Origin of the sequence: Chitinophaga filiformis (assembly GCF_021646545.1) — a bacterium.
Lineage (GTDB): Bacteria > Bacteroidota > Bacteroidia > Chitinophagales > Chitinophagaceae > Chitinophaga > Chitinophaga filiformis_A.
In genome coordinates, this window is sequence record NZ_JAKIRP010000025.1 from 110,957 (window position 1) to 133,915 (window position 22,959).

At 46.9% G+C, this 22,959-nt stretch carries 15 protein-coding genes; 11 read left to right on the forward strand and 4 right to left on the reverse strand.

The genetic code is table 11. The annotated features are described in order from the left end of the window. Window positions 1–276: 276 nt before the first annotated feature. The 4 genes from L3C95_RS33870 (at window position 277) to L3C95_RS33885 (ending at window position 2,524) form a co-directional block, all read left to right on the forward strand. Window positions 277–522, forward strand: a complete 246-nt coding sequence (locus L3C95_RS33870; protein WP_236395103.1) for a hypothetical protein — start codon at window positions 277–279, stop codon at window positions 520–522. A gap of 407 nt (window positions 523–929) precedes the next feature. Then, complete coding sequence (locus tag L3C95_RS33875; protein ID WP_236395104.1) at window positions 930–1,526, forward strand: inclusion body family protein; 597 nt, start codon at window positions 930–932, stop codon at window positions 1,524–1,526. Between the two features lie 138 nt (window positions 1,527–1,664). Beyond that, window positions 1,665–1,976: a c-type cytochrome gene (locus tag L3C95_RS33880; RefSeq protein WP_236395105.1), complete on the forward strand. Its 312-nt coding sequence runs from the start codon at window positions 1,665–1,667 to the stop codon at window positions 1,974–1,976. A 20-nt stretch (window positions 1,977–1,996) separates the two neighbouring features. Continuing rightward, window positions 1,997–2,524: a DUF1772 domain-containing protein gene (locus L3C95_RS33885; RefSeq protein WP_236395106.1), complete on the forward strand. Its 528-nt coding sequence runs from the start codon at window positions 1,997–1,999 to the stop codon at window positions 2,522–2,524. Between the two features lie 68 nt (window positions 2,525–2,592). Here the strand turns inward: L3C95_RS33885 and L3C95_RS33890 are convergent, their stop codons facing one another. The 3 genes from L3C95_RS33890 to L3C95_RS33900 all read right to left on the reverse strand — a co-directional run bounded on the left by L3C95_RS33890 (window position 2,593) and on the right by L3C95_RS33900 (window position 5,714). Beyond that, a complete protein-coding gene (locus L3C95_RS33890) occupies window positions 2,593–3,990 on the reverse strand; it encodes an aminopeptidase P family protein (RefSeq protein WP_236395107.1) in 1,398 nt (465 codons plus the stop codon). 75 nt (window positions 3,991–4,065) lie between these two features. Continuing rightward, window positions 4,066–5,109: a serine hydrolase domain-containing protein gene (locus L3C95_RS33895; protein ID WP_236395108.1), complete on the reverse strand. Its 1,044-nt coding sequence runs from the start codon at window positions 5,107–5,109 to the stop codon at window positions 4,066–4,068. Between the two features lie 89 nt (window positions 5,110–5,198). Beyond that, the gene (locus L3C95_RS33900) at window positions 5,199–5,714 is read right to left on the reverse strand and encodes an RDD family protein (protein WP_236395109.1); all 516 of its coding nucleotides are present in this window, start codon (window positions 5,712–5,714) and stop codon (window positions 5,199–5,201) included. A gap of 167 nt (window positions 5,715–5,881) precedes the next feature. Here L3C95_RS33900 and L3C95_RS33905 point away from each other — a divergent pair, with 167 nt between their 5' ends. Beyond that, window positions 5,882–8,236: a GAF domain-containing protein gene (locus L3C95_RS33905; RefSeq protein ID WP_236395110.1), complete on the forward strand. Its 2,355-nt coding sequence runs from the start codon at window positions 5,882–5,884 to the stop codon at window positions 8,234–8,236. Between the two features lie 449 nt (window positions 8,237–8,685). Here L3C95_RS33905 and L3C95_RS33910 read toward each other — a convergent pair whose 3' ends face one another. Then, window positions 8,686–9,909, reverse strand: a complete 1,224-nt coding sequence (locus L3C95_RS33910; RefSeq protein ID WP_236395111.1) for a family 16 glycosylhydrolase — start codon at window positions 9,907–9,909, stop codon at window positions 8,686–8,688. Window positions 9,910–10,196: 287 nt separating this feature from the next. Between L3C95_RS33910 and L3C95_RS33915 the strand changes: the two genes are divergently transcribed. From L3C95_RS33915 to L3C95_RS33940, 6 genes are all read left to right on the forward strand, one after another. Further along, a complete protein-coding gene (locus L3C95_RS33915) occupies window positions 10,197–13,124 on the forward strand; it encodes a triple tyrosine motif-containing protein (protein ID WP_236395112.1) in 2,928 nt (975 codons plus the stop codon). Continuing rightward, window positions 13,121–13,792, forward strand: coding sequence for an RNA polymerase sigma factor (locus L3C95_RS33920; RefSeq protein ID WP_236395113.1), 672 nt, complete (start codon window positions 13,121–13,123; stop codon window positions 13,790–13,792). The genes L3C95_RS33915 and L3C95_RS33920 overlap by 4 nt, the downstream gene beginning before the upstream one ends. Before the next feature lie 75 nt (window positions 13,793–13,867). Further along, window positions 13,868–15,079 (forward strand): FecR family protein, encoded by a 1,212-nt coding sequence (locus L3C95_RS33925; RefSeq protein ID WP_236395114.1) that lies wholly within the window; start codon window positions 13,868–13,870, stop codon window positions 15,077–15,079. A 317-nt stretch (window positions 15,080–15,396) separates the two neighbouring features. After that, window positions 15,397–18,642, forward strand: a complete 3,246-nt coding sequence (locus tag L3C95_RS33930; protein ID WP_236395115.1) for a SusC/RagA family TonB-linked outer membrane protein — start codon at window positions 15,397–15,399, stop codon at window positions 18,640–18,642. 11 nt (window positions 18,643–18,653) lie between these two features. Next, a complete protein-coding gene (locus L3C95_RS33935; protein WP_236395116.1) occupies window positions 18,654–20,093 on the forward strand; it encodes a RagB/SusD family nutrient uptake outer membrane protein in 1,440 nt (479 codons plus the stop codon). A gap of 77 nt (window positions 20,094–20,170) precedes the next feature. Beyond that, on the forward strand, window positions 20,171–22,681 hold the full coding sequence (locus L3C95_RS33940; protein ID WP_236395117.1) for a zinc-dependent metalloprotease: 2,511 nt from the start codon (window positions 20,171–20,173) through the stop codon (window positions 22,679–22,681). Window positions 22,682–22,959 lie beyond the last annotated feature (278 nt).

Here is a 22,959-nt window from a genome sequence, read left to right on the forward strand (position 1 = left end):
TTTTTTTTTCATACGGGTCTTAGCTGGTATCTCAGGTTGTTTTGGATCATACAATATTCGTACCGTAAGTGCTCATAACAGCATTATTATTAATGCGATAGAGGGAAACTATTTATACCAGAGTAACAACGTATATGCGGCACGCTATCACACTGTCTCATTTTACAGACACATTGTGGAAAAATGTCGATACTTTTCACAGTAATAAAATTGGCATCGAAGAAAGAGGACGTTAGTAAGGTCTGATTCTTGTGGCGAATTGCGAAAAGGATAACTATGAAGAAATTATCATTCAACTTATTGGTTGACGGTGTGCCCTATATGGTGAAAGCGGAGCCTTTTGCTTTTAACAGCGAACAACGTTACAACGTAAGTTTTAATGGCAGCGAGACATACATCTTTGCCTGGGACGAAGACACATTGAGATATGCGCCTATCGGAGACATTGCTGTAGATCTGCCAATGGCGTTACAACAGGAGATTGCAAGCAGGCTGTACGAAGTCACGCCCAGCAGGGAATAAGAACAAATAAAAACTTCCCTATACCTATCTTTAGAAATTCTTTTCAGCCAACGAACAAAACAAAATAAGCGCTGTTATCTAACAGTATAAAAGTTACTAACTCAAGTAAACGCATACTTACATAACTCCAGGACCTCAATTACCATAACAACAATGAACAACATTAAACACCACCAAACAATCTTTAAAAGATACCACTAAATAACCAGGACATAATAATAACAGGTCACTATTGAACCCCGTAGCAGGGTGATCTATTCTCATGTCTTCTTCTAACTGCTTCTGCCCTCCGGCGGATGATCAGATTTCTTTGTCTGATATGTATCACTCATACATACATGAACTTTCATGGCGGATACCGAAAAGCCAGAACAGAGTAGGTAATACTTTAATTTAAACCACATTTTATGTCAAACTCATCGCAAGCTCCCAGTCAGGTAAAAGCGAAACCATCCCCCAAGATAGCTGCCACCACTGTCAACATAATGACAGTTATTGACACCGATTACATCAAGGCGACATATGGGCCTAATCAACGCACAAAGGACAACCCACAGGGCCTTAACAAGCATGAAGGCATCACCATGATATGCCCTCACGCGAACTACGACGGGATCATTAATAATGACTCAGCCCAAATCGTTTTCAAGGCAAATGTAGGAGACACTGTTTCTTTCTGGGGCCTTTCTTTGTCTGGTAATTCAGAAGATGCCGTTATTATCTACAACATATATCCTGTTGGCTCTAATCCGACAAATGTATTTAATCATTTCCACCAGGACAGGGAAAGCAGGACTGGTGCAGCAATACCTGATGAGAATAGCCAGGACGGTATACCAGCATTACACGTGTCTAAAGACTTTTATACCTTCGATAGTAAGGTAGCCAATAAAGGCACAGAAAGCATGGGTATAAGCTTTGCCTTATATACACTCGACGATACCAGAGAAAACCAGGTGTTTTATGGTTTCTACTGGTGGGATCCAACCATTGAGGTAAAATAGTCAGACTTATATCATAGCACATATTGAAAGTTTTTATTACAGCAGTCCTCCTTATGCGGGACTGCTTTTTTATTATCTATCGTTGACGGATTTGTTCTATTTTTCCTTTCCGCACTCATCTAATTTTGATAAAAAAAGATGAAACGGACCATGCGTATGCTTTTAATTCCCCTGCTGCTCTTCCTGGTTGCCACCGGCTTTAGCACCCGCCATACCGGCGAAGGACAAACCCTCTACGAACAGCATTGCGCCCGCTGCCATGGGGCAGACGGTACAAGAGGAATGTTCGGGGCTAAGAACCTACAGAAAAGCCTGCTCCCGGATACGGCTATTGCCCTGCAGATCAGGAACGGCAAAAGGATCATGCCCCCTTTTAAAAAGAGGCTGACACCCGATCAGATAAACGAACTTACTACTTACATTAAAACCCTTAGAAAACCTGCAATATGACACCTGTAAAAACGACAAACATGTTTACTATCTCCTACATCGTTTTGATCATTACAGCGACGACAACCGCGCTGATCAGCGGGCTATTCTATGCATGGTCCTGTTCCGTTGTGCCAGGACTGGCACGCGTATCTGACGGCACTTATCTTGAAGCCATGCAACAGATCAACAGGGCCATTCTGAATCCCGTGTTCTTTATGAGCTTTATAGGCACAGCCCTTCTTTTACCTCTGAGCACCTGGCTGCATTACGGCCCTGAACTGAATGCCCGTTTCTGGTTGTTACTACTGGCATCGATTGTTTACCTCGCAGGTACCTTTGGCGTGACGATGTTTGGTAATGTACCATTGAATGAAGCACTGGACGCATTTAATTTATCGTCCGCCTCCGTAGAGGAACTCGCTACCCAGAGAGCAAGATTTGAAGGGCCCTGGAACAACCTGAATATCATTCGTACCATCGCCGGTGTGGCTGCCCTTGTCCTGATCATTCTGGCCTGCCTTAATCCTGTGGCAGAAACAACGCGTCCGCCTGTTGTGTACCGATAAGCTATTAATGCAACGAGGGCGTCTCGCTAAAAGCGGACGCCCCGTTGTTATTTAAATGAATGGGTTAGTTATTGTCGTAATGCCTCTATAGCGGCTATTGTTTTTGGCAGATCTTTTCCCAGCTTCCTGCTACCGTCTGCAGTGATCAGGTAGTTGTCTTCTATACGGATGCCTCCGAAGTCACGGTAAGCAGCTACCGTCTTGTAATCGATAAAGTTACTGAGTTTATCTTCAGCTACCCAACGGTCGATCAGTTCAGGAATAACATACACACCAGGTTCCACTGTGAGCACAAATCCAGGCTGAAGTTCACGTCCGAGACGCAGGGACTTCCAGCCAAATTCAGTACTCTTCTTTAACGTATCTGTATACCCTACATATTGTTCGCCCAGATCTTCCATGTCATGTACGTCCAGTCCCATCATGTGACCAAGACCGCATTGGAAGAACAGGGTATGTGCACCGGCGGCTACTGCCTCTGCAGGGTCTCCTTTCATGAGCCCCAGTGTTTTCAGGCCTTCCACCAGTTTTATGCTTGCTTGTGTATGCACTTCTTTATACTGTATGCCTGGTCTCAACAGGCTTACTGCATGATCCAGCGAATCCAGCACCACCTGGTATACCTCCCGCTGACGGGCAGTAAACTGTTTGCCTACCGGGAAAGTCCGTGTCAGGTCGCCGGCATAGTGCATTACGTTTTCTGCACCGGCATCACAGAGTACCATCTGGCCTTCTGCTACCCGGTTGCCATGGAAGTGATTGTGCAGGATCTGTCCGTTGATGGTCAGGATGGTAGGATAGGATAACCGTCCGCCGCCTGCAAGCGCCGCTTCCTCTACTTTGGCGGCGATCTCATATTCCATCATGCCTGGCCGTGTATACTTGATAGCTGCAAGATGCATATCTGCACTGATAGAAACCGCTTTCTCCAGTTCTGCTACTTCATGTTCATCTTTGATCTCTCGTTGAGAGATAACCGCTTTGATAAGGTCGAGCGAAGCATATTGCTGCAGGCTACCAATGGGTTGCTGCAACCATTCTGACAACCTGATCTTATTCTCAGGACGGTAAGGAGGCAGGATATGTATACGGCGACCAGAAGCCTGGGCATTTTTTAACACCTCTGCCAGCTGCGCATAAGGACGCGTTTTCGCAATATTAACTGCAGATGCAAGGTCCTGTAATGAAGGTAATGCGCCTGTCCAGATAATATCATCTATACCGGCTTCTCTTCCGAAGAGTGTCTCCTCGCCTGATTCTGTATCCAACACTACCGCCAGTCCCGGAATATCTATACCTGCGTAATAAATAAACGTACTGTCCTGACGGAAAGGATAGGTATTGTCGGCATAGTTCATGCTGCTGTCTTCATTCCCCATCAACAGGATGATCCCTTTTCCCACCTTCGCTGCCAGCTTTTGTCTGCGCTTGCTATAAACGAGTTTATCAAACAGATGTAAATGCATAGTCTTTAAAAATCTGCCACGAATTTAGTACTTAGATATCTAATTCCGTTTGTATTAAAAATAAAAAAGTAGGCCTTACTGTTGTTGTGCTGCTTTTACAAGATCCAGGATCTGCTCATGATAATAAAAACTCTTTTTAAGATCAGTCATGTACCTCGCCATGTTTTCCAGCACGATCACGCTTGTCTTTGTAGCGGGAAAATACACATTCATGGAAATAAAGCCTGGGGCCACACCAGTTACCGCCAGTTCAGGAATGGCGGTCTGTCGTGGGATCGTGATACCATAACCATAGTCGATCGTGCCGAATGTAAGATGCTCTCTGAAAGCATTTTCCTTCGGAGTGATCATCAGACGATAAGTACTGTCAGACAGCAGCTTGCCGCCATGGAGAGCGTTATTCCATTTCACCATATCATCTCCTGAAGAGATCAATCCGCCGGCAGCTGCAAAAACATCCAGCATACTCCGCTCCTTTTGCGGCTCGCCTTTTTCATTCAGCGTATATCCCTGCGCCAGGTGTTTGTACTGTTTAGTTCTTGGATGGAAACTATGCTGCATACCACACTGTTTAAACAGGACCATACAAAGATCAGGGAAAGTCTGGCCGGAGGTTTTCTCTACTATCTGCGATAACAGGTCAAAGCTGATGAAGCCATATGCAAAACGGGAACCGGGTCGGTAAGCAAGTGGCTTATCCAGCGCCGTAATACCATGGGTATGTGTCAGCAGATGATGAATAGTAACGGTATCCGCCCATTTTTCCGGCAGGTCTGGCAGGTATTTGTGGATAGGATCATTCAGGTGAAGACGTCCTTTTTCCATCTCCTGCAATACGATCACGGCTGTGACCTGCTTACTGATGGAACCGATAATGAACTCCGTTTCAAGGGTAACCGGATGTTGCTGCTCAATATCGGCATAACCGGTAAATCTTCTGTAGAAGGTCCTGTTTTCGCTACTGACCACCACAATACCATTAAAGGGAGTTGTTGTACTGGCTGTCAGCAGGGAATCCAGTTTTCGGGAGAGGTTTCTCTGTGGTGTGGCTCTCAGTTGTGCGAATAAGTTGTTAAAAGAACATAAGAGGGCAATGAGGAAAAGGATGCGCCGGGTCATTGAAATTGGAATTTATGCGGTGAGATTTAATGTGCTGCAAGTTCGAATTAATTATCTGGATTCATTCATCCACCGCAAAAAAATTTTTATCAGAGCAGGTTCGCTTTATACATCACCCGCGTGTCCGACCATCTGTCATACAGACTTCTGCCCTTCTTATCCAGTAATATACTTAACAGATATACGAATACGATGAGCTGGGGTACTATCAGTACTACCATCACCCATAAAGGGATATCCGCTCCCATCCGGTTGTAGTAAAACAACCAGTGTAAACCGGTATGCGCTATTTCCCAGGGCAGGAATTTCAGGATATTACGACGGATCACATCAGCTGTATGTTTTCCGGGGTCGTTGCTGACCACAACCAGGCCCATTACTCTCTTCCCTGGTGTGGCCCTGTAAGGGCCTTTTTCCCAGAGAACAAAGCAGGTTACCGCGGGTATCGTCAGGGAGAGCATACCAAGCAATTGTCCGGCCAGCGGAGGCAGCGCAGCATCCGCAAGTCCTACCAATGTGGCAATCCCAAACAATAGCAGCGCATACAATATGATAAAGGAATAATCTATAAAAGCGGCAAGGCCGCGACGAATGATCAATCTCAAAATAAAAAGGGTTAAAAAGGGTCAGACATTATTTACTTAAATATAATTTTTTCTCCTGTAATACAAGGGACATTCTACGATTGGCCTGAGCAGGTTCTGCTCATGTTTGCCTGAAAGCAAGCAAATTATGACTAATTTTATACCGGTAAGATCAAGACAATAACAACATGAAACGGCATTCCTTTCCAGACAGTCCATTCCAGATACAACTGAGTTTTTTCCATATTGTTGAAGAACTGGAAAAACGGGCAGCGGGGCCGGAGGGTGAATCCACCATCCGTGCAAAGGCCTTGCTGGCAGAGGTAGCGCAATGCCCTGAACTGGTGGAGGGATTGACTACCTTCGAGCAGATTGAAAAGAACCAGGACCTCATCCACCGCCTGCTGGCTGATTACTTTCCCAAAGAGCTGACCCTGAATGAAATCAAAGCGATCAATCTTCCTTATACGGACCTCCTTTTTAACCATACAGAACGTTTTAAGAATATACTCAAAGCTGCAGGACCAGACTTTTCATTCAATATCAGGGACTTCGACGAACACCAGTTCTATGTACTGAGCTGCTGCCTGATCCTGAATGAATTTTATGGCACCACGCTCGACTTCAGCAGGCCCTTGTTTTATGACATCCCTACGGCGGATGGCGTGATCAAACACTACCGGATATTATACAATGCTGATTTCCTGGATATTCTGCCCACTGAAAAGGCACTGACACTGACGGCTGATGACATAGACCTTTTACTGGACAGTTATGATGACCTGGACCTATGGAAATCAAAGTTCCCGAAGGAAAGCTGGACATTGAAAGGCTTTGCCATCATGACCCTGTATGATGCCACGGTGGAGAATGCCGTATCTATCTTCAAGGAAAGATTACTGGGTATGAATGCTGCAGGTTTCGAGGAAAAGATGCAGTCCATCTTCCGCTCTATTTACCGCATACCTGACATAAAGGTCGGTTTTACACTTTATAACCAGGAGGAAGATCAGTTCTCCGCCAGCGATCCTTTCAGCCAGTATATGACCAGTTTCATCGTACAGGGGCAAGGTCATAAGGAAGCCCATATGCTCTTATGTTCCAGTTCTTATAACTGCCTGATAAAAAAGAAGGAATACTTTGCCATTTCTGATGTGGGCGAATTTATAACGGCTGATCCGGAGAACCTGCTGGGTAATTACTTCCACCAAAAAGGCATTAAGAGTTTTATACTGGCGCCCGTGGTAAAGAACGGACAACTGTTAGGTGTACTGGAACTGCTTTCCCTGCGCACCAAAGAACTGAACAGCATTAATGCCAATAAGCTGGAAGTGGTCATGCCCTACCTCACCGATACGATGGAGAGGTTGCTGGTGGAATTGCAGAACGAGATACAAGCCGTCATCCAGGAAAAATTTACCGCCATCCACAGCAGCGTATACTGGAAGTTCAGGGAGGAGGTGCAACAGTTGATCGCTCACCGGGAAGCACGCAAAGACTATGCATTGCAGGAAATCGTCTTTCCGGACGTATACCCGCTGTATGGACAGATCGATATTAAAGGCTCGTCCGAGGTGCGCAACGCAAGTGTACAGCAGGACCTTCAATTGCAGATAAAGACACTATGCCCCCTCATAAAGCAGTTAAGCCATCCGGAGTATGCGATGGCGCAACAGGAAGTTTCCGGCTGGACTTCCACCACAACGGGGCATTCCCCTCAACAAACTGAGGCCTTTGGGGCGGTACAGGAACAACTACGGGATTATCTGATCGAGCTTTCGTTTCCGCTGAGAGCAGGAACGGAACAATACATTACGGCATACCTGGCCAGTGAAGTGCATCCGCTGTTACAGCGATATGCCACTGACCCGCGGGTGCAGGCCTATTTCGCGGAAACCGACAAGGAAAAGGGCGCTTTCCATTTACAGCGGCGGAAGTATGAAACCACTATTTCCAGCATCAATAACAAGTTATCCGACGTTATTGACCGGAATCAGACCACTGCCCAGACCTTATTCCCTCATTATTATGAGCGGTTCAAAACAGACGGTATAGAGCATAACCTGTATATAGGCGCCTCTATCTCTCCCAAACAGGCCTTTAGCCTTCAAAAATTGTACGACCTCCGCCTATGGCAATTGCAGACGCTTTGTGAGATGGAAATAGCGCATCATCGCCTGAAAGCGGAACTCCCCTATCCCCTGGACGTCACCTCCCTGATCCTGGTCTACAATGCCACCATCGCTATCCGGTTCCGGATGGATGAGAAACGGTTTGATGTGGACGGGAGTTATAACGCGCGGTTTGAGATCGTGAAAAAACGGATAGACAAGGCCTTTATCAAGGATACTACTGAGCGTATCACCCAGGCGGGAAAGATAACGATCGTTTTTTCCAGTAATATGGAAGAACAGGAATACCTCCGGTATATTAAAACCTTACAGTCGCAGATGATCCTGGAAAATGACATTGAGCAATTTGATGTGGAGGACCTGCAGGGAGTATCAGGATTGAAGGCGATCCGGGTGAAGATTGTTCATTAGGATGAACGGCCGCAGAACGGCTGCTGCTTCATAGCTCAGTCCCGCTTTGATTAGCAACCCTCGCTTTTAACTGCATATTACTCCGTACATCCCTCGCTTTTAACTGGATATAACGCCGTACAAGCAATGTTTCTCCGATGTTCATCTTACGTTCATCTTACGTTCAAAGACGTAAGATGAACGTAAGATGAACATCGGAGAAACATTGTTTGTTCCTGATCATATCCTGATTGTATCGGACTATTCTCCTTGCTGCGAATACCCGTTTCAGGCAGACCCAGGCATTAGACGAAGACCGGACGAACAAGCATCGAACAAGCGACGAAGAAGCGATATCGTTCAGATCCGCTCTTAAAAACATTATCCCATAGCGATCGCTACGGGATAATGCATGTAAATGGAGAGGGAAAAGCCAGTATACTATGGCGTCAAGCCTTTTGAAACTATAATTAGTAAGTAAATTTCTCCCAACCCTGAATGGTAGGACGGTTGCAGGTCATTGCCTGTACACCGTTCTCGGAAGAAACGTAAGCGCCGTTATTGCCACGCAGAGAGAACGTACCATCACCGTTATCGATCCAGTCGAATTTCTCCCAATCCTGGATGCTGGTACGGTTGCAGGTCATTGCCTGAGCGCCGTTTTCAGAAGAAACATATTTACCCATGCTCTGGAGGGCTACTTTACCACCACCGGCATCAACAATGGTGAATTGTTCCCATCCCTGGGCAGTAGGACGGTTACAGTTCATTGCCTGTTCGCCGTTCTCACCGCTCACGAAAGAGCCGTTGTTGCCCCTGATAGAGATAGTAGCGCCGATCGGAGCACCACCACCAGGTGTCTGCGTGATGTTATATACTCTGACATAGTCAACCAGCATGCTGGCAGGCAGTCCTGCATCGTTGATAACGTTACCAGGCAGGTTACCACCTACGGCAACGTTTAAGAGAATGAAGAAAGGTGCATGGAATTCCTCTGTACCGTTGATGTTGTTGAGGATGTTCGCTTCATTGAACTGCACACCGTCCACATACCAGCGGATAGCAGCAGCATCCCATTCTACAGCATACACGTGAAAATCAGTTACAGTCGTAGTAGTGCTGCGGCTATAATAAGTATAGGCAGTGTTCCACCAGTGGATGGTACCCAGCACGGAGTTGCTGGTGTTTACCTGTTCCATGATGTCGATCTCGCCACAACGAGGCCAGCCGGCGCCTGTGCTGATGCTGTTACCCAGCATCCAGAAAGCAGGCCATAAGCCCTGAACACCTGGAAGTTTGATACGGGCTTCGATACGGCCGTATTGTGTAGAGAATTTACCGTTACTGTTCAGACGGCCGGAGGTATAAGGCTGTCCCTGAACAGTTTCTTTGCGCGCAGTGATCACCAGGTTACCACCGGTAACGGCAACGTTCTGGGTTTGATAGAACTGCTTTTCGTTGTTTACGCCCAGGTTACCATTTTCATACCCCCATTTGGAAGTATTTAATGTGGTACCGTCAAATTCGTCAGACCATACCAGTTCATAAGCCTTGGCAGCTGCTACAGCACCTACGGTTTTGTCATTGGCAGAGAGTTTTGGCGCTTTTTCGGCCTGGTTTTCTTTTGTACACGATGTTACGGCAGTTGCCAGCAACAGGAGGCTCAGGAGCCCGGAGAAGGTTTGTTTTTTCATAGTTGTAAGAAATTCCGGTTTTACATTGTTCCCGCATACAGCATTCTTCGCTACCGGAATGGGCGACAATCCCCCCTGCTATCCGTAGCCAGGAAAATGTTATAACGCGGAAACTGGTTATTTTAAGATCAGGGCAAAGATGCGGTTAATTTTCAGGTCGCCTCATTTCAGGGGTACGTCTAATCTACTACAGGCCAAACATAGACTATTGATTATCAATAAACATTCTTTACGTCAGCACTACTTCAAACCATAATATTCCTATTTTTAGCGAAACGTTATGGAAAATGAACAAGCTCATTTTGCTTGTGCTGTCTATCCTATGGACAACTGAAAACCTGGCACAACAGATTATTGGCTTACCACCTATTGTCAACTATACCAGGCAGCAATACCTGGGAGGCGGACAAACCTGGGACCTGGACATGGACAGTAATGGCATCCTTTATTTTGCCAACAATGAAGGACTGATGACTTTTAATGGTCATTCCTGGAAACTGCTGCCTGTTCCGAATCATACGCGGCTGCGTTCTGTGAAGGCAGATAAGGACGGACGTATCTACGTGGGCGCACAGGACGATTTCGGATATTATCTGGCGGATGCGGATGGAGTACTCCGTTATACTTCCCTTAAGCCGGCCGTGAGGGACCGGAAAGACCAGTTTGCGGATATCTGGGACATCGTCTTCTATAATGGGGGCGTTTTTTTTAGAGGGACCACCAAGATCTTTTATTATGATCATCACAATTTGCATATATATCCCGGCACATTACAATGGCAGATGCTATGCCGCGCCAACAACAGATTATATGCCCAGGATGCGAACAAGGGGTTGATGCAATTCAAAGATAACAGCTGGCAGCCAGTCTGTAAGGAAGTTGCCGACAGGCATTTGCTGATCAGGGAGATCATTGGAACAGCGGGCAAAGGCGATGCAAGCCCTGGCTCTGAGGATGATAATGACACCTTACTGGTCTGCACATTGAAAAATGGTATTTTCAAATTACATCGGGGACGTCTCTTCCCATTCCAAAGTAGCGCCACCCCTATTTTCATCAAAAACCAGATCTATTGTGCAAGGCCCTGGGAAGACAATCAACTGCTGATCGGGACATCTTATGGAGGCTGTTATATTATACACCGGAATACAGGTGCTGTTATCCAACAGTTCACCGTCAGTGAAGGATTACAGCACAATAGTGTACTAAAGATCTTTACTGATCCCGGAAAAAATATCTGGCTGACGCTGGACAATGGCATTGACATGGTACGGTATAATACCGCCGTAAAACAGATCCTGCCGGATAATAAACGTTACCTCACTACTTATACCGCCACCATCTTTGACAAGCAATTGTATATCGGTACTTCTGATGGGGTATACAGTACGCCGCTGGACGAGCAGCGGGACCTTAGTTTCCTGGAGAGCCATTTCCGGCAGATAGACAATACCGCCGGACAGGTATGGAGCATTGCCCAGGTGGAACAGCATCTGCTGATGGGACATCATGAGGGCGCTTTCGAGATCCGGGGATCAACAGCAGTTCCTTTGTCAAAGCGTACGGGATGCTGGTTGTTCCAGCCCTTATCATCTTATATGCTGGCAGGCTGTTATAACGGCTTGCAGTTGATGCGTAAAGATGGAAGCGGGTTGTCGGCCGCAAGACCCATAAAAGGACTGTTTGAGTCGCTGCGCTTCCTCACAGTAGAAGACGACAGCATTATCTGGGCCTCCCATCCATACCGGGGTGTATTCCGCATGCACCTGGACAGAGATACGGTACTGCGGTATACATTATATACCCAAAAGAACGGGTTACCCGCTGACTACAACAACTTTGTATTCAGGATCAGGGGCAGGATGATCGTAGCCACGCAGGCGGGCGCATACGAATATGATGCAGCAAAAGACCGTTTTGTGCCTTCACGCTGGCTATCCCCGATCCTGAAGGATGCCAGCGTGCAATACCTATCGGAAGACGCAAGCGGGAATGTATGGTTTATTTCTGACAAGATGCCCGGCGTGATAGACTTTCATAAACCTGTTCCGGAACATGCGTACAGCATCGTGCATTTCCCTGAACTAAAAGGACAGATCGTCAACGGCTTTGAATTCCTGTATCCTTATAATGATGAGAATATTTTCGTGGGCGCCGAGAAAGGCATGTTCCATATTAACTATAAACATTACCGGCAGGCAAAGGAGCAGCCATTGGTACTCATCAGTCATGTGAGCGCGCACGGGAAGGCGGACAGCCTGCTATTCGGCGGATATCATCCCTCGGGAAAACATTCCTTCAAAGCAATGCCGAATGCTTTTTCCGGGTTTCATTTTGAATATGCATCGCCGGTATACAGTCAGGGTAATACGATTGAATACAGTTATAAACTGATCGGGTTTGATCAGCAGTGGAGCGAGTGGTCTGTAAAAACAGAAAAGGATTATACGAATCTTCCTTATGGTCATTATACCTTCTCAGTAAAAGCGAAAGACAATCTGGGGAATGTATCCAAGGCGGCTGTGTATTCGTTCAGAATATTGCCAGCCTGGTATCAGACGCCGCTTGCAAGAAGCGGATATGTACTACTTGGATTAGCAGTATTGTTGTGGGCTTATATCTCCCAGAAAAGAAAATTTGCACGGCAGCAGCGCCGTTATCAGCAGAAACAGGAGCAACTAATATTGCGGCACAAGTTTGAGAAAGAGCAGCGCGAGAAAGAACTGATCAGTCTTCAGAATGAAAAGCTCACCACAGAAGTTCGTTTTAAGAATAAAGAGCTGGCTACCGCTACGATGTATCTGCTGCACCGCGGCAAGGTATTATCCAATATTAAGGAAGAGTTGCTGGTAGCAATAAAGAAGATAGATCCCTTGCCGGACAATATATTTAAAAAAGTATTACGCCTGTTTGAGGAAGCGGAAAACAACGAAGAGGACTGGGAGCAGTTTTCCCGGCATTTTGATGAAGTACATAACAATTTCCTGTACACACTGAAGCGCAAATATCCTGACCTGAGTACGACCGACCTCAAGTTATGCGCCTACCTCCGCATCAACCTGACTACAAAGGAAATTGCACAGTCGCTGGGAATATCCGTCAGAGGCGTAGAGACCAGCAGATACCGGCTGCGGAAAAAACTGGAGCTGCCGGCAGATACCAGTTTATATGATTTCCTGATGGCGGTGACCGGCGACCCGGAGAAACCACTATGAAAACCAGTGACAAACGGTTATATTTGTGTTTTACGCCTTTACCACAATTGTCATTGTCAGAGCCTATTGTTCATATACGCATAGCAGAAGAAGAGGAAAGAAATTTACTTCAAAATGTTGCAGCTGGTGACTGGCAGGCTTTCACGCGCCTTTACGAGGCATATTCCCCCCTTATTTTACATTATTTGCAGGTATACCTGGCAGACAAACAGGATGTCGAAGAGATCGGCCAGGAAGTGTTCCTGAAGGTCTGGAAGAAAAGGGAACTACTTGTAACAGTACGTTCCTTTAAGAATTATGTGTTCATTATGGCCAGGAATGCCCTGAATGACTTCCTGAAGACCCAGCAGGCGCTGATACAGAAGCAGGCAGGATACAGCAAGGATTATGTACAACCGCATTACAGTGCCGACGACAAACTGATCACCGACCAGTACGAATCCCTCGCGCGGGCTGCCCTGGATACACTCCCGGAGAAACAACGCCAGATCTTTTTGTTACGAACCCGCGATGAAATGACTATACAGGAAATTGCCGATATGCTGGGCATGTCTGTAGGTGGGGTACATAAATCATTGCAACAGGCAACTACCTATCTTAAAGATTATCTCGCCAGGAATGGCATCAGCTTTACCCTCCTTTTACTGATCCTCTTTTTCCAGCCCTGAAAGTTTTTTTAAAATTTTTTACTGTCCCGGTGAAAATTCGGATTCAACGACCGTCTTTATCCGTATATGTCCTATATGAATATATCTGAAGCCATATTACACGTTACGAGACTGGCAGAAGGGCATGCAGTAAGTGAGGAGGAAACAGCCGAATTCCGGCAGTGGTTCCTCCAGGAGGCAAGTGAAGAGGAACTGCAGGAGCTGGCAAGTGCGCATGAAGCTGTACTGATGGAAGTGCAGGAACCCGTCTATGATAATAAAGAGATTGTCAGTAATATATACAGCCGGCTGACGGCCTACTACCAGGCAGAAGTAAGCGCCATGGAGGAAAGCAACAGACAGGAAACTACTATCCGGAGGATCAGGAAACGTAATTACTGGTGGGCCGCAGCGGCATCTTTACTCCTGGTGGGAGGCAGCGTCCTATGGTTCATGCGTCCACAGGAACCTGGACCAGCCCAAATGGCACAAACTGCCGTGCTGGAGCCGGGTGGCAATAAAGCAATTCTTACACTGGCGAATGGCCAGCAGATCATTTTGGACAACCAGGCAAACGGCAGCATTGCTGTGCCGGGTGGTATAACAATCATGAAAGCAGATAGCGGCGCTATCGCTTATATGAGGACAGGGGACAATGTTCAATACCACACACTGTCCACTCCGCGGGGTGGACAGTTCCAACTGACATTACCCGACGGCTCAAAGGTTTGGTTGAATTCGGCCTCATCCATACGCTATCCTACGGCGTTCACCGGATCTGAAAGGAAGGTGGAAATGACCGGAGAGGGATATTTCGAGGTTGCCCCTGACGCTGCCAAACCCTTTACCGTGAAAGCGGGAAGACTTGATGTACGCGTGTTGGGTACAGGTTTCAACATCATGGCTTATGCCGATGAAAATGCCATCCGTACAACGTTGGTAAGCGGATCGGTAAAGGTGACGGCAGGCGATGCAACAACGGTGCTCACGCCAGGAGTACAGGCCAGCCTGGCAACGGAAGCGCAGACATTTAAAACCACCAGACCAGACCTTGCAGAGGTGCTGGCGTGGAAGAACGGGCAGTTCCGTTTCAACCGGACTGGTATTAAGAACATCATGCGTCAGGTGGCCCGCTGGTACGACGTAGATGTGCGTTATGAAGGGAACGTAGATAATATAGAGTTCCAGGGCATTTTATCCCGTAAGGTAACTGCCAAAGCATTACTGGAAACACTGGAAGCGACAGGAGAAGTGCATTTCAGGATCGAGGGAGACCGCATCAGTGTTATACCGGGCGCAAAAAAATAATATAGGGTAGGGTACGATAAATAGAAACAGGTTAGCATTCTATGGCACAGGATCAATCAAACATCTAAATCAAACAACCAATCAGCGTATGTCGTAAACGGGAAAACAACCAACGAATCAGCACAGAACATTGAACAGCTGTAAGTAAGTCCTGATACAAAAGGCAGGGCCTCAACTGCAATTGAGGTCCTGCTATGGGACTACTTCATTAATGTCACTTACGTCATTTAAATCAGTAAATCCCTAAATGTACAAGTATGAAGAATATTGTACCTGGCAAAGGTATGCCAATTCCTTTTTCAAAATTAGTAATGATTATGAAACTAATCATCCCGCTTATCCTTGTTGCGGTGCTTCATGTAAGTGGAGCTACTTATGGGCAGAAGGTAACGATAAGCAAAAAAAAGGCGGCACTGACTGATATCTTTAAAGCCATCAGTGAACAGACAGGACGGGAGTTTCTGGCCAGTCCTACCTTGTTGGAAAAGACCCAACCGGTGGATATTAATGTAAAGGATCAGGAGATCGGCGAATTCCTCCCTGCCTTACTGGCAAAACAAGGACTTACTTATTCCATTCTCAACAATGTGATCGTCATTACCAGGGACCCCAAATCATTTTTCCCGGTGGCCCCGGTAACTGTTGCACCGCCCGATCCGCCCAGGCTCGTGAAGGGATGGGTAGTTGATCCTTCCGGTACAAGACTACCAGGAGCAACGGTGATGCTGAAAGGCACGCGCAGAGGAACAACTACCGATGCCAGTGGCTATTTCGAATTGAAGGTGGACGATGGAATTGAAAATGCAGAACTGACCATCACTTATACCGGATACATTGTAAAAACCGCCACTGTCACCCTTAAAAATCCAACCTTCATTTATCTGAAACCTTCTACAAGTGAGCTGGACCAGGTACAGGTGATCGCTTATGGCACTACCACCAAACGTTTCAGTACCGGTAACGTTGCAACTGTTACGGCGGCAGATATCGCCAAAAACCCGGTGAGCAATCCCCTGCTGGCCTTATCAGGAAGAGTATCCGGCCTGGTGATCAACCAGACGACGGGTATGCCTGGAGGTGCAGTAAGTGTACAATTGCGCGGACGTAATTCCATTGCCTCAGGCAACGATATACTTTATATCATCGACGGCGTGCCATTCAAAGGAGGTACCGCTGGTTCGGTGAACAGTGCACTGGCGCAGGGCAATCTGCTTGACCTGGTGAACCCTGCAGATATTGAAAGCATTGATGTGTTGAAGGATGCCGATGCTACCTCCATTTATGGTTCGCGAGGTGCAAATGGCGTGATCCTGATCACTACTAAAAAAGGAAAACCAGGACGTACGCAGGTGAACCTGACAGCCTATACCGGTATCAGTAAGATCACCCGTATGCCGGAGTATATGAACCTGCAGCAATACCTGCAGATGCGTCGTGAAGCATTTGCGAACGACAATGCTAAACCTGGCTTCCTTGACTATGATGTGAACGGTACCTGGGATACCACGCGATATACCAACTGGCAAAAACTAATACTGGGTGGCAGTGCACATACCTCCGATGTACAGGGAACGATAACAGGCGGCACGGACAATATCCAATACCTTGTAGGTGGCGGTTATCACCGCGAGACGCCGGTCATGCCAACAGATGGCGCTTTGAAAAAAGGTTCTGCGCATTTCAGCATAACCGGTACCAGCAACGATAGAAAATTAAGCATTAATGCAGGTGGTATCTATGTGTCTAATACCAACAATATTACCCCGCTTGATCCCACATTCAACATCAGGAACCTTGCACCCAATGCGCCTGAAATTTATAATCCGGATGGAACACTGAACTGGGAGAACGGCACCTTCGACAATCCGTTTGCAGCCCTGTCACAACCTTACCTGGGGCGTGCCAATCACCTGAACGGGAATGTGACTATCGGATACAGGTTGATCAAAGGAATGAATGTAAAAGTATCTGCAGGCTACGAAAATGTAGCACAGAGAGAGTATGTAGGCAATCCCCTTTCCATCTCCAATCCTTACACGTCAGCAGGAAGGCTGGCCTCCGCCAGATACAGGAATGCCAATTACGGCAGCTGGAACGTGGAGCCGCAGGTAACTTATAATTTCAATCTTGGTAAAGGTAATGTTGAGACCTTACTGGGTGCCACATTCCGGCGGGAGCGGAATGAGAACCTGACGCAGAGGGGTGCAGGCTTTGCGAGCGATGCATTACTGCAAAACCCGCAGGCAGCAGCTACCATTACCGTTGAAGATTTTGGCGATAATGAAAACAAATACACGGCTACTTTCGGCAGGATCAAATACAACTGGGCCAATAAGTATATCCTTAACTTAAATGGAAGGTATGATGGTTCCAGCCGCTTTGGTCCGGAGAGCAGGTTTCACTTCTTCTGGTCAGCAGGTGGTGCATGGATCTTCACCGAAGAAAAAGGAATAAAAGAGCTGCTGCCTTTCATGAGTTTTGGTAAACTGAGAGGAAGTTATGGTACTACGGGTAATGACAACATTGGAGATTATGCCTTCCTTGATCTCTATAAATCTTTAGGATTCAGCTATCAGGGCGATAAAGGTTTACAGCCAACAGGACTATTTAACCCGGAGCTGGCCTGGGAAGCAACCCGTAAAATAGAGGGTGCGATAGATCTTGGTTTCCTTAATGACAGGATACTGGTAACTGCTTCCTACTATACCAACCGTAGTAATAACCAACTGCTGTCGTACCAGCTATCGGCGGTAACAGGCTTTGGTTCTATTCAGCGTAACCTGCCAGCTTTGGTACAAAACACCGGATGGGAATTTGAGCTGCATACTACCAATATAAAGAGCAAGAACTTTGAGTGGAACAGCTTCCTGAATGTATCATTACCACGCAATAAACTTATCGAATTACCGGGACTAAGCCCTGATGATCCAAACTTCATGATCGGCAAACCCCTTGGTATCACGAGGGTATACCAGTATGAGGGGGTAGATCCGCAGACAGGCACCTACCGCTTCATCAACAGTGAAGGTAAGAGCGTGGGGGCGCCCGACCAGAAGGTTGCCGTTATTGATCCCACAGTGAAATATTTCGGGGGCTTCCAGAACTCTCTCCGTTACAAAAACTGGTCGCTCGATCTGTTGTTCCAGTTTGAACAACATACTGTTAAAAACCCCTTGCTGAATGGCATCTACCCTCCCGGCTTCATGGGCAACCAGTTGGTAAATGTTGCACTGGACCGCTGGCAGCAACCAGGCGATGTAAAGGACATACCGAAGTACACGCAGAACATCTTCGGTTACCTGCCCTGGGCATTATATGCAAGAAGCAGCACGCTGGCTTACTCCGACGCCCCTTTCCTTCGTCTGAAGAATGTGTCCTTCTCTTACCAGCTGCCGTCAAAATGGCTGCAGAAGATGCGCTTGCAACAAGTGGCGTTGTTTGCACAGGGCCAGAACCTGCTGACGTTCACGAAAAAAGAATTCCGCGATTTCGATCCGGAGTCCGGAGGTCTCAACCTGTCGCCGATGAAGACATTTACCGGTGGTGTTAAAGTAAACTTATAAAACGAGCAACCATGACATTTCAATATAAATCGTTCCGTTACCTGTATACTGGTCTTATGCTGCTGGCATTGGGTAGCAGCTGTAATAAGGCTGTGGAGATCGATCCGCCAACATCGAGGATCATAAGCTCGGAAGCCTTCGCGGGCAATGCCTCTGCAACGTCTGTCATGACAGGTTTATATAGCGCCATGATCAGCAATAGAGGATTTGTAAGTGGCATCAATGGTATCAGTATGCTGGAAGGGATGGCAGCAGATGAAATGACTAACTACCTCCCGGCTATTATGGGCCAGACGCTGCAGGAGTTTTATACCAACACCTACAATGTAGGCGGTAGTTATTTCTGGAATGAATTTTATCAGCGTTTATATACGTGTAATGCTACCATAGAAGGGGTTACTGCCTCTAAAGGGCTTTCAGAGCCGGTAAAACAGCAGTTACTGGGAGAAGCAAAATTTCTGCGTGCGCTTATTTATTTCTATGCCGTGAATACTTATGGAGATGTGCCGCTGGCGTTGACTACTGATTACAGGGTTAACAATACACTGTCACGCACGCCGAAAGAACAGGTATATGCACAGATCATTGCTGACCTGAAAGACGCACAATCATTGATGGGAGAAGCTTACTTCAGAGGTATCACTCCAGGCACCACTGAAAGAGCACGCCCTAACAAACTGGCCGCAACTGCACTATTGGCACGTGTGTATCTCTACAGAAAAGACTGGGCCAATGCAGAAGCACAAGCGACTGCTGTGATCAGCAATGCCACTTATCAGCTGGAGCAGGACCTGAATAAAACGTTCACTGCAACAACCAAAGAAGCCATCTGGTACCTGCTGACGGTTGATCCTATTAACTATGCCACTTACGATGCGCAGGCGTTCATTCCATTCACAAATCCACCGGGAGTTACCCCTAACTTACCAGGAGCACTCAGCACTTCGCTGGTGAACGCCTTTGAACAGGGAGATGCCCGTCGTGATAAATGGGTAGGCGCCTTCGTTGCGAATGGTACTACGTATTACTACCCTTTCAAGTATCAGAAAAACCCAAGCGGTACGCCTGAAGCATTGATCGTGTTGCGCCTGTCAGAGCAATACCTGATACGTGCAGAAGCCAGAGCACAACTCGGCAATATCACGGGCGCAGGGAGCGCGCAGGCAGACGTAGATGCCATCCGCGCTAAGGCTCTATTGCCAGGTACTACTGCTGCAGACAAAGACGCTATGCTGGCTGCCATTGCGCAGGAGCGAAGAATAGAGCTCTTCACGGAATGGGGACACCGCTGGTTTGACCTCGTACGTACGGATAAAATAGATGAACTAATGACTGTGTTAGCTCCGCAGAAAGGTGGCGTATGGGACCCGAACCATAAGGTACTACCCATACCATTCTCGGAAACACAGCTCAATACGAATATCAAACAGAATCCGGGTTATAGCAATTAAAACACACAACCTTTTTCATAGCCTTGCCATATCCAAATAGGAAAGCCATGCCGACAATTTAAAACACACTATTACCGATGAAATCTGCAACCGCAAGCATGATGCTTGGAATGCTATGCACCGTGGCCATTGCATTACCGGCAGCCGCACAGAAACAACAGAAGGGGAAAGACACCACTATTATAAAAAAAGACAGTGTGGCTGCCGCTTTGGCCAAATTGGCCTTACCGGCAAAACCGGACGCGCTGAAACCATATAAGGAAGTGATTCCGGCAGGTACCATTACCACTAATGGACTGTTTAAAGTACATAAGTCGAACGACAAATATCTCTTCGAGATACCTGATTCATTGCTCGAACGGGACATGCTGGTAGTTGGCAGGATCGCCAAAGGCTCTTCAGAATTCCGTTTCATGCTGGGTACTTATTCCGGCGATCAGATCGGGGAAAAAGTGATCCGCTTTGAGAAAGGCAATGGTAACAAGATTTTCCTGAAAACGATCTCTTTTAAAGAACGCTCTGCAGATAGTTCTGCGAATGGCTTATATCGTTCCCTGCTGAACAATAACCTGCAATCCATACAGGCTGTTTTTAGTATCAAAGCGATCAACGATAGCGCCAAAAGCAGTGTGATAGATGTGACGGATTATGTAAACGCCGATAACGCTATCCTGTTCTTTGATCCGGCACTCAAAAACCTAATGGGGCTGGCGATGATGGCGCCGGATAGATCTTATATAGAAGACATCCGTTCCTATCCGATGAATGTAGAGGTGAAGACAGTACGTACTTACAATTCAAGGCCTTTTCCCAATGGAGAAACCAGGACGTACAGCTTTGAGCTGAACAGCTCAATTGTACTACTGCCAGCTATACCTATGCAACCGCGGTTCTTTGATCCACGGGTAGGTTTCTTTGCAGATGAATATGTTGACTTTGATGCGAACTCCCAGGGCATAAAGAGTGAAAGCATGATCTGGAAATGGCGCATGGAACCGAAAGAGGAAGACCTGGAAAAATATAAACGCGGGGAACTGGTAACGCCTAAACATCCCATCGTTATCTACATCGATCCGCTGACGCCGAAGAAGTGGGTACCGTACCTGATGGCGGGCATCAATGACTGGCAGGCAGCTTTTGAATCAGCAGGGTTTAAGAATGCCATCATGGCTAAAGAGGCCCCTACTGACGATACCACCTGGAGTATTGAAGATGCCCGTCATTCGGTATTGGTATACAAGCCGTCCAATATCGCCAATGCGATGGGGCCGAGTATTAAAGATCCACGCACAGGAGAGATACTGGAGACACATATCAGCTGGTATCACAACGTGATGGATGTGTTGTACAAGTGGTATTTCGTACAGGCAGGCGCTATCGATAAAAGAGCACAGGCCCCACAGCTACCTGATTCGCTGATGGGAGAGTTGATCCGCTTTGTTTCTTCCCATGAGGTGGGACATACACTAGGACTGCGTCATAACTGGGGCGCCTCTTCTACTGTGCCGGTAGATAGTCTTCGCAACAAACAGTGGGTAGAAGCTCATGGACATACACCTTCCATCATGGACTATGCGCGTTTCAATTATGTAGCACAACCGGAAGATAATATCGGGCCTAAAGGTATCTTCCCCCGTATTGGTGAGTATGATAAATGGGCAATTGAATGGGGATACAAGCTGGTACCTGGCGCTAAAAGTGCGGCAGAAGAAACACCAGTGCTAAACAAAAGAGTGATCGATAAACTTGCATCGGGTAAGCAATACTTCTTCGGTATTGAGAGAGTGCCTAATGATGCGAAAACACAATATGACCCGAGGAATCAGCGTGAAGACCTCGGCGACGATGCCATGAAGGCCAGCACTTATGGTATCGCCAATCTGAAACGGATAGAGAAACATCTGATGGAATGGACACGCCAGCCTGACGAAGATTATTCAAAAGCTGGTGAGATGTATATGGAAATTGTGAAGCAGTTTGATCTTTATGTAGGGCATGTGGCATCGCAGGTAGGTGGTATACTCACCACACCGAAGACGGTGGAACAGTCGGGTGCTGTTTATGAATTTCCTGCAAAGAGCAAGCAACAACGTGCAGTGGCCTTCCTGAACGAACAGCTGTTTACCACGCCTTCCTGGCTGGATGACAAACAGCTGGCTTCTCTGACCACTACTGACTTTTCTGCCGTGACGACTATCCAGAAGAAGGTGCTGATGCAGTTACTGTCGCCGGACGTGCTGGACAGGTTAAATGCACAGGAGACATACGATGCCTCTAAGGCCTATACAGCGGCGCAGCTGCTGCATGACCTAAAAGCAGGCATCTTCTCTGAATTAACGACGCATAAAGCAACGGATGTTTATCGCCGTGGCCTGCAGCGGGTTTATGTGGAGAGCCTGTTGGCTATACTGTCGCCCACTGCAAGGATCAGCAAAGACAGTGAAGTGACACCGCTGATCAGGGCACATGCAAAAGAACTGGCAAGCGCCATAAAAATATCGATGCCATTGATGGCAGATGTTACGACCCGCAATCACCTGCAGGACCTTTCTGAAAGGTTGAATAACGGGTTGTATCCTAAAAAGTGATTATTTCTCAGGGCTAAATATGTGGTAAAGAGCATATGAGCTCTATTAGGTGTAAACATGGGACGTGCGATGTCTATCGCACGTTTTCTGTAAGTAGTAAGAAGCCCGGCACTCGTATAAGTGCCGGTTTTTTTTCTTTAACGCTCAATTATTGCAAGGGAAGGAATGATAATCAGTGTTGTATGCAGCGCAGTCATTTTATGAAGCAAAAGATTCCCGTTATGTCTACCGGTTCTCGTGCGCAATGATTAAATTACTGATATTATTTACCACGTTCA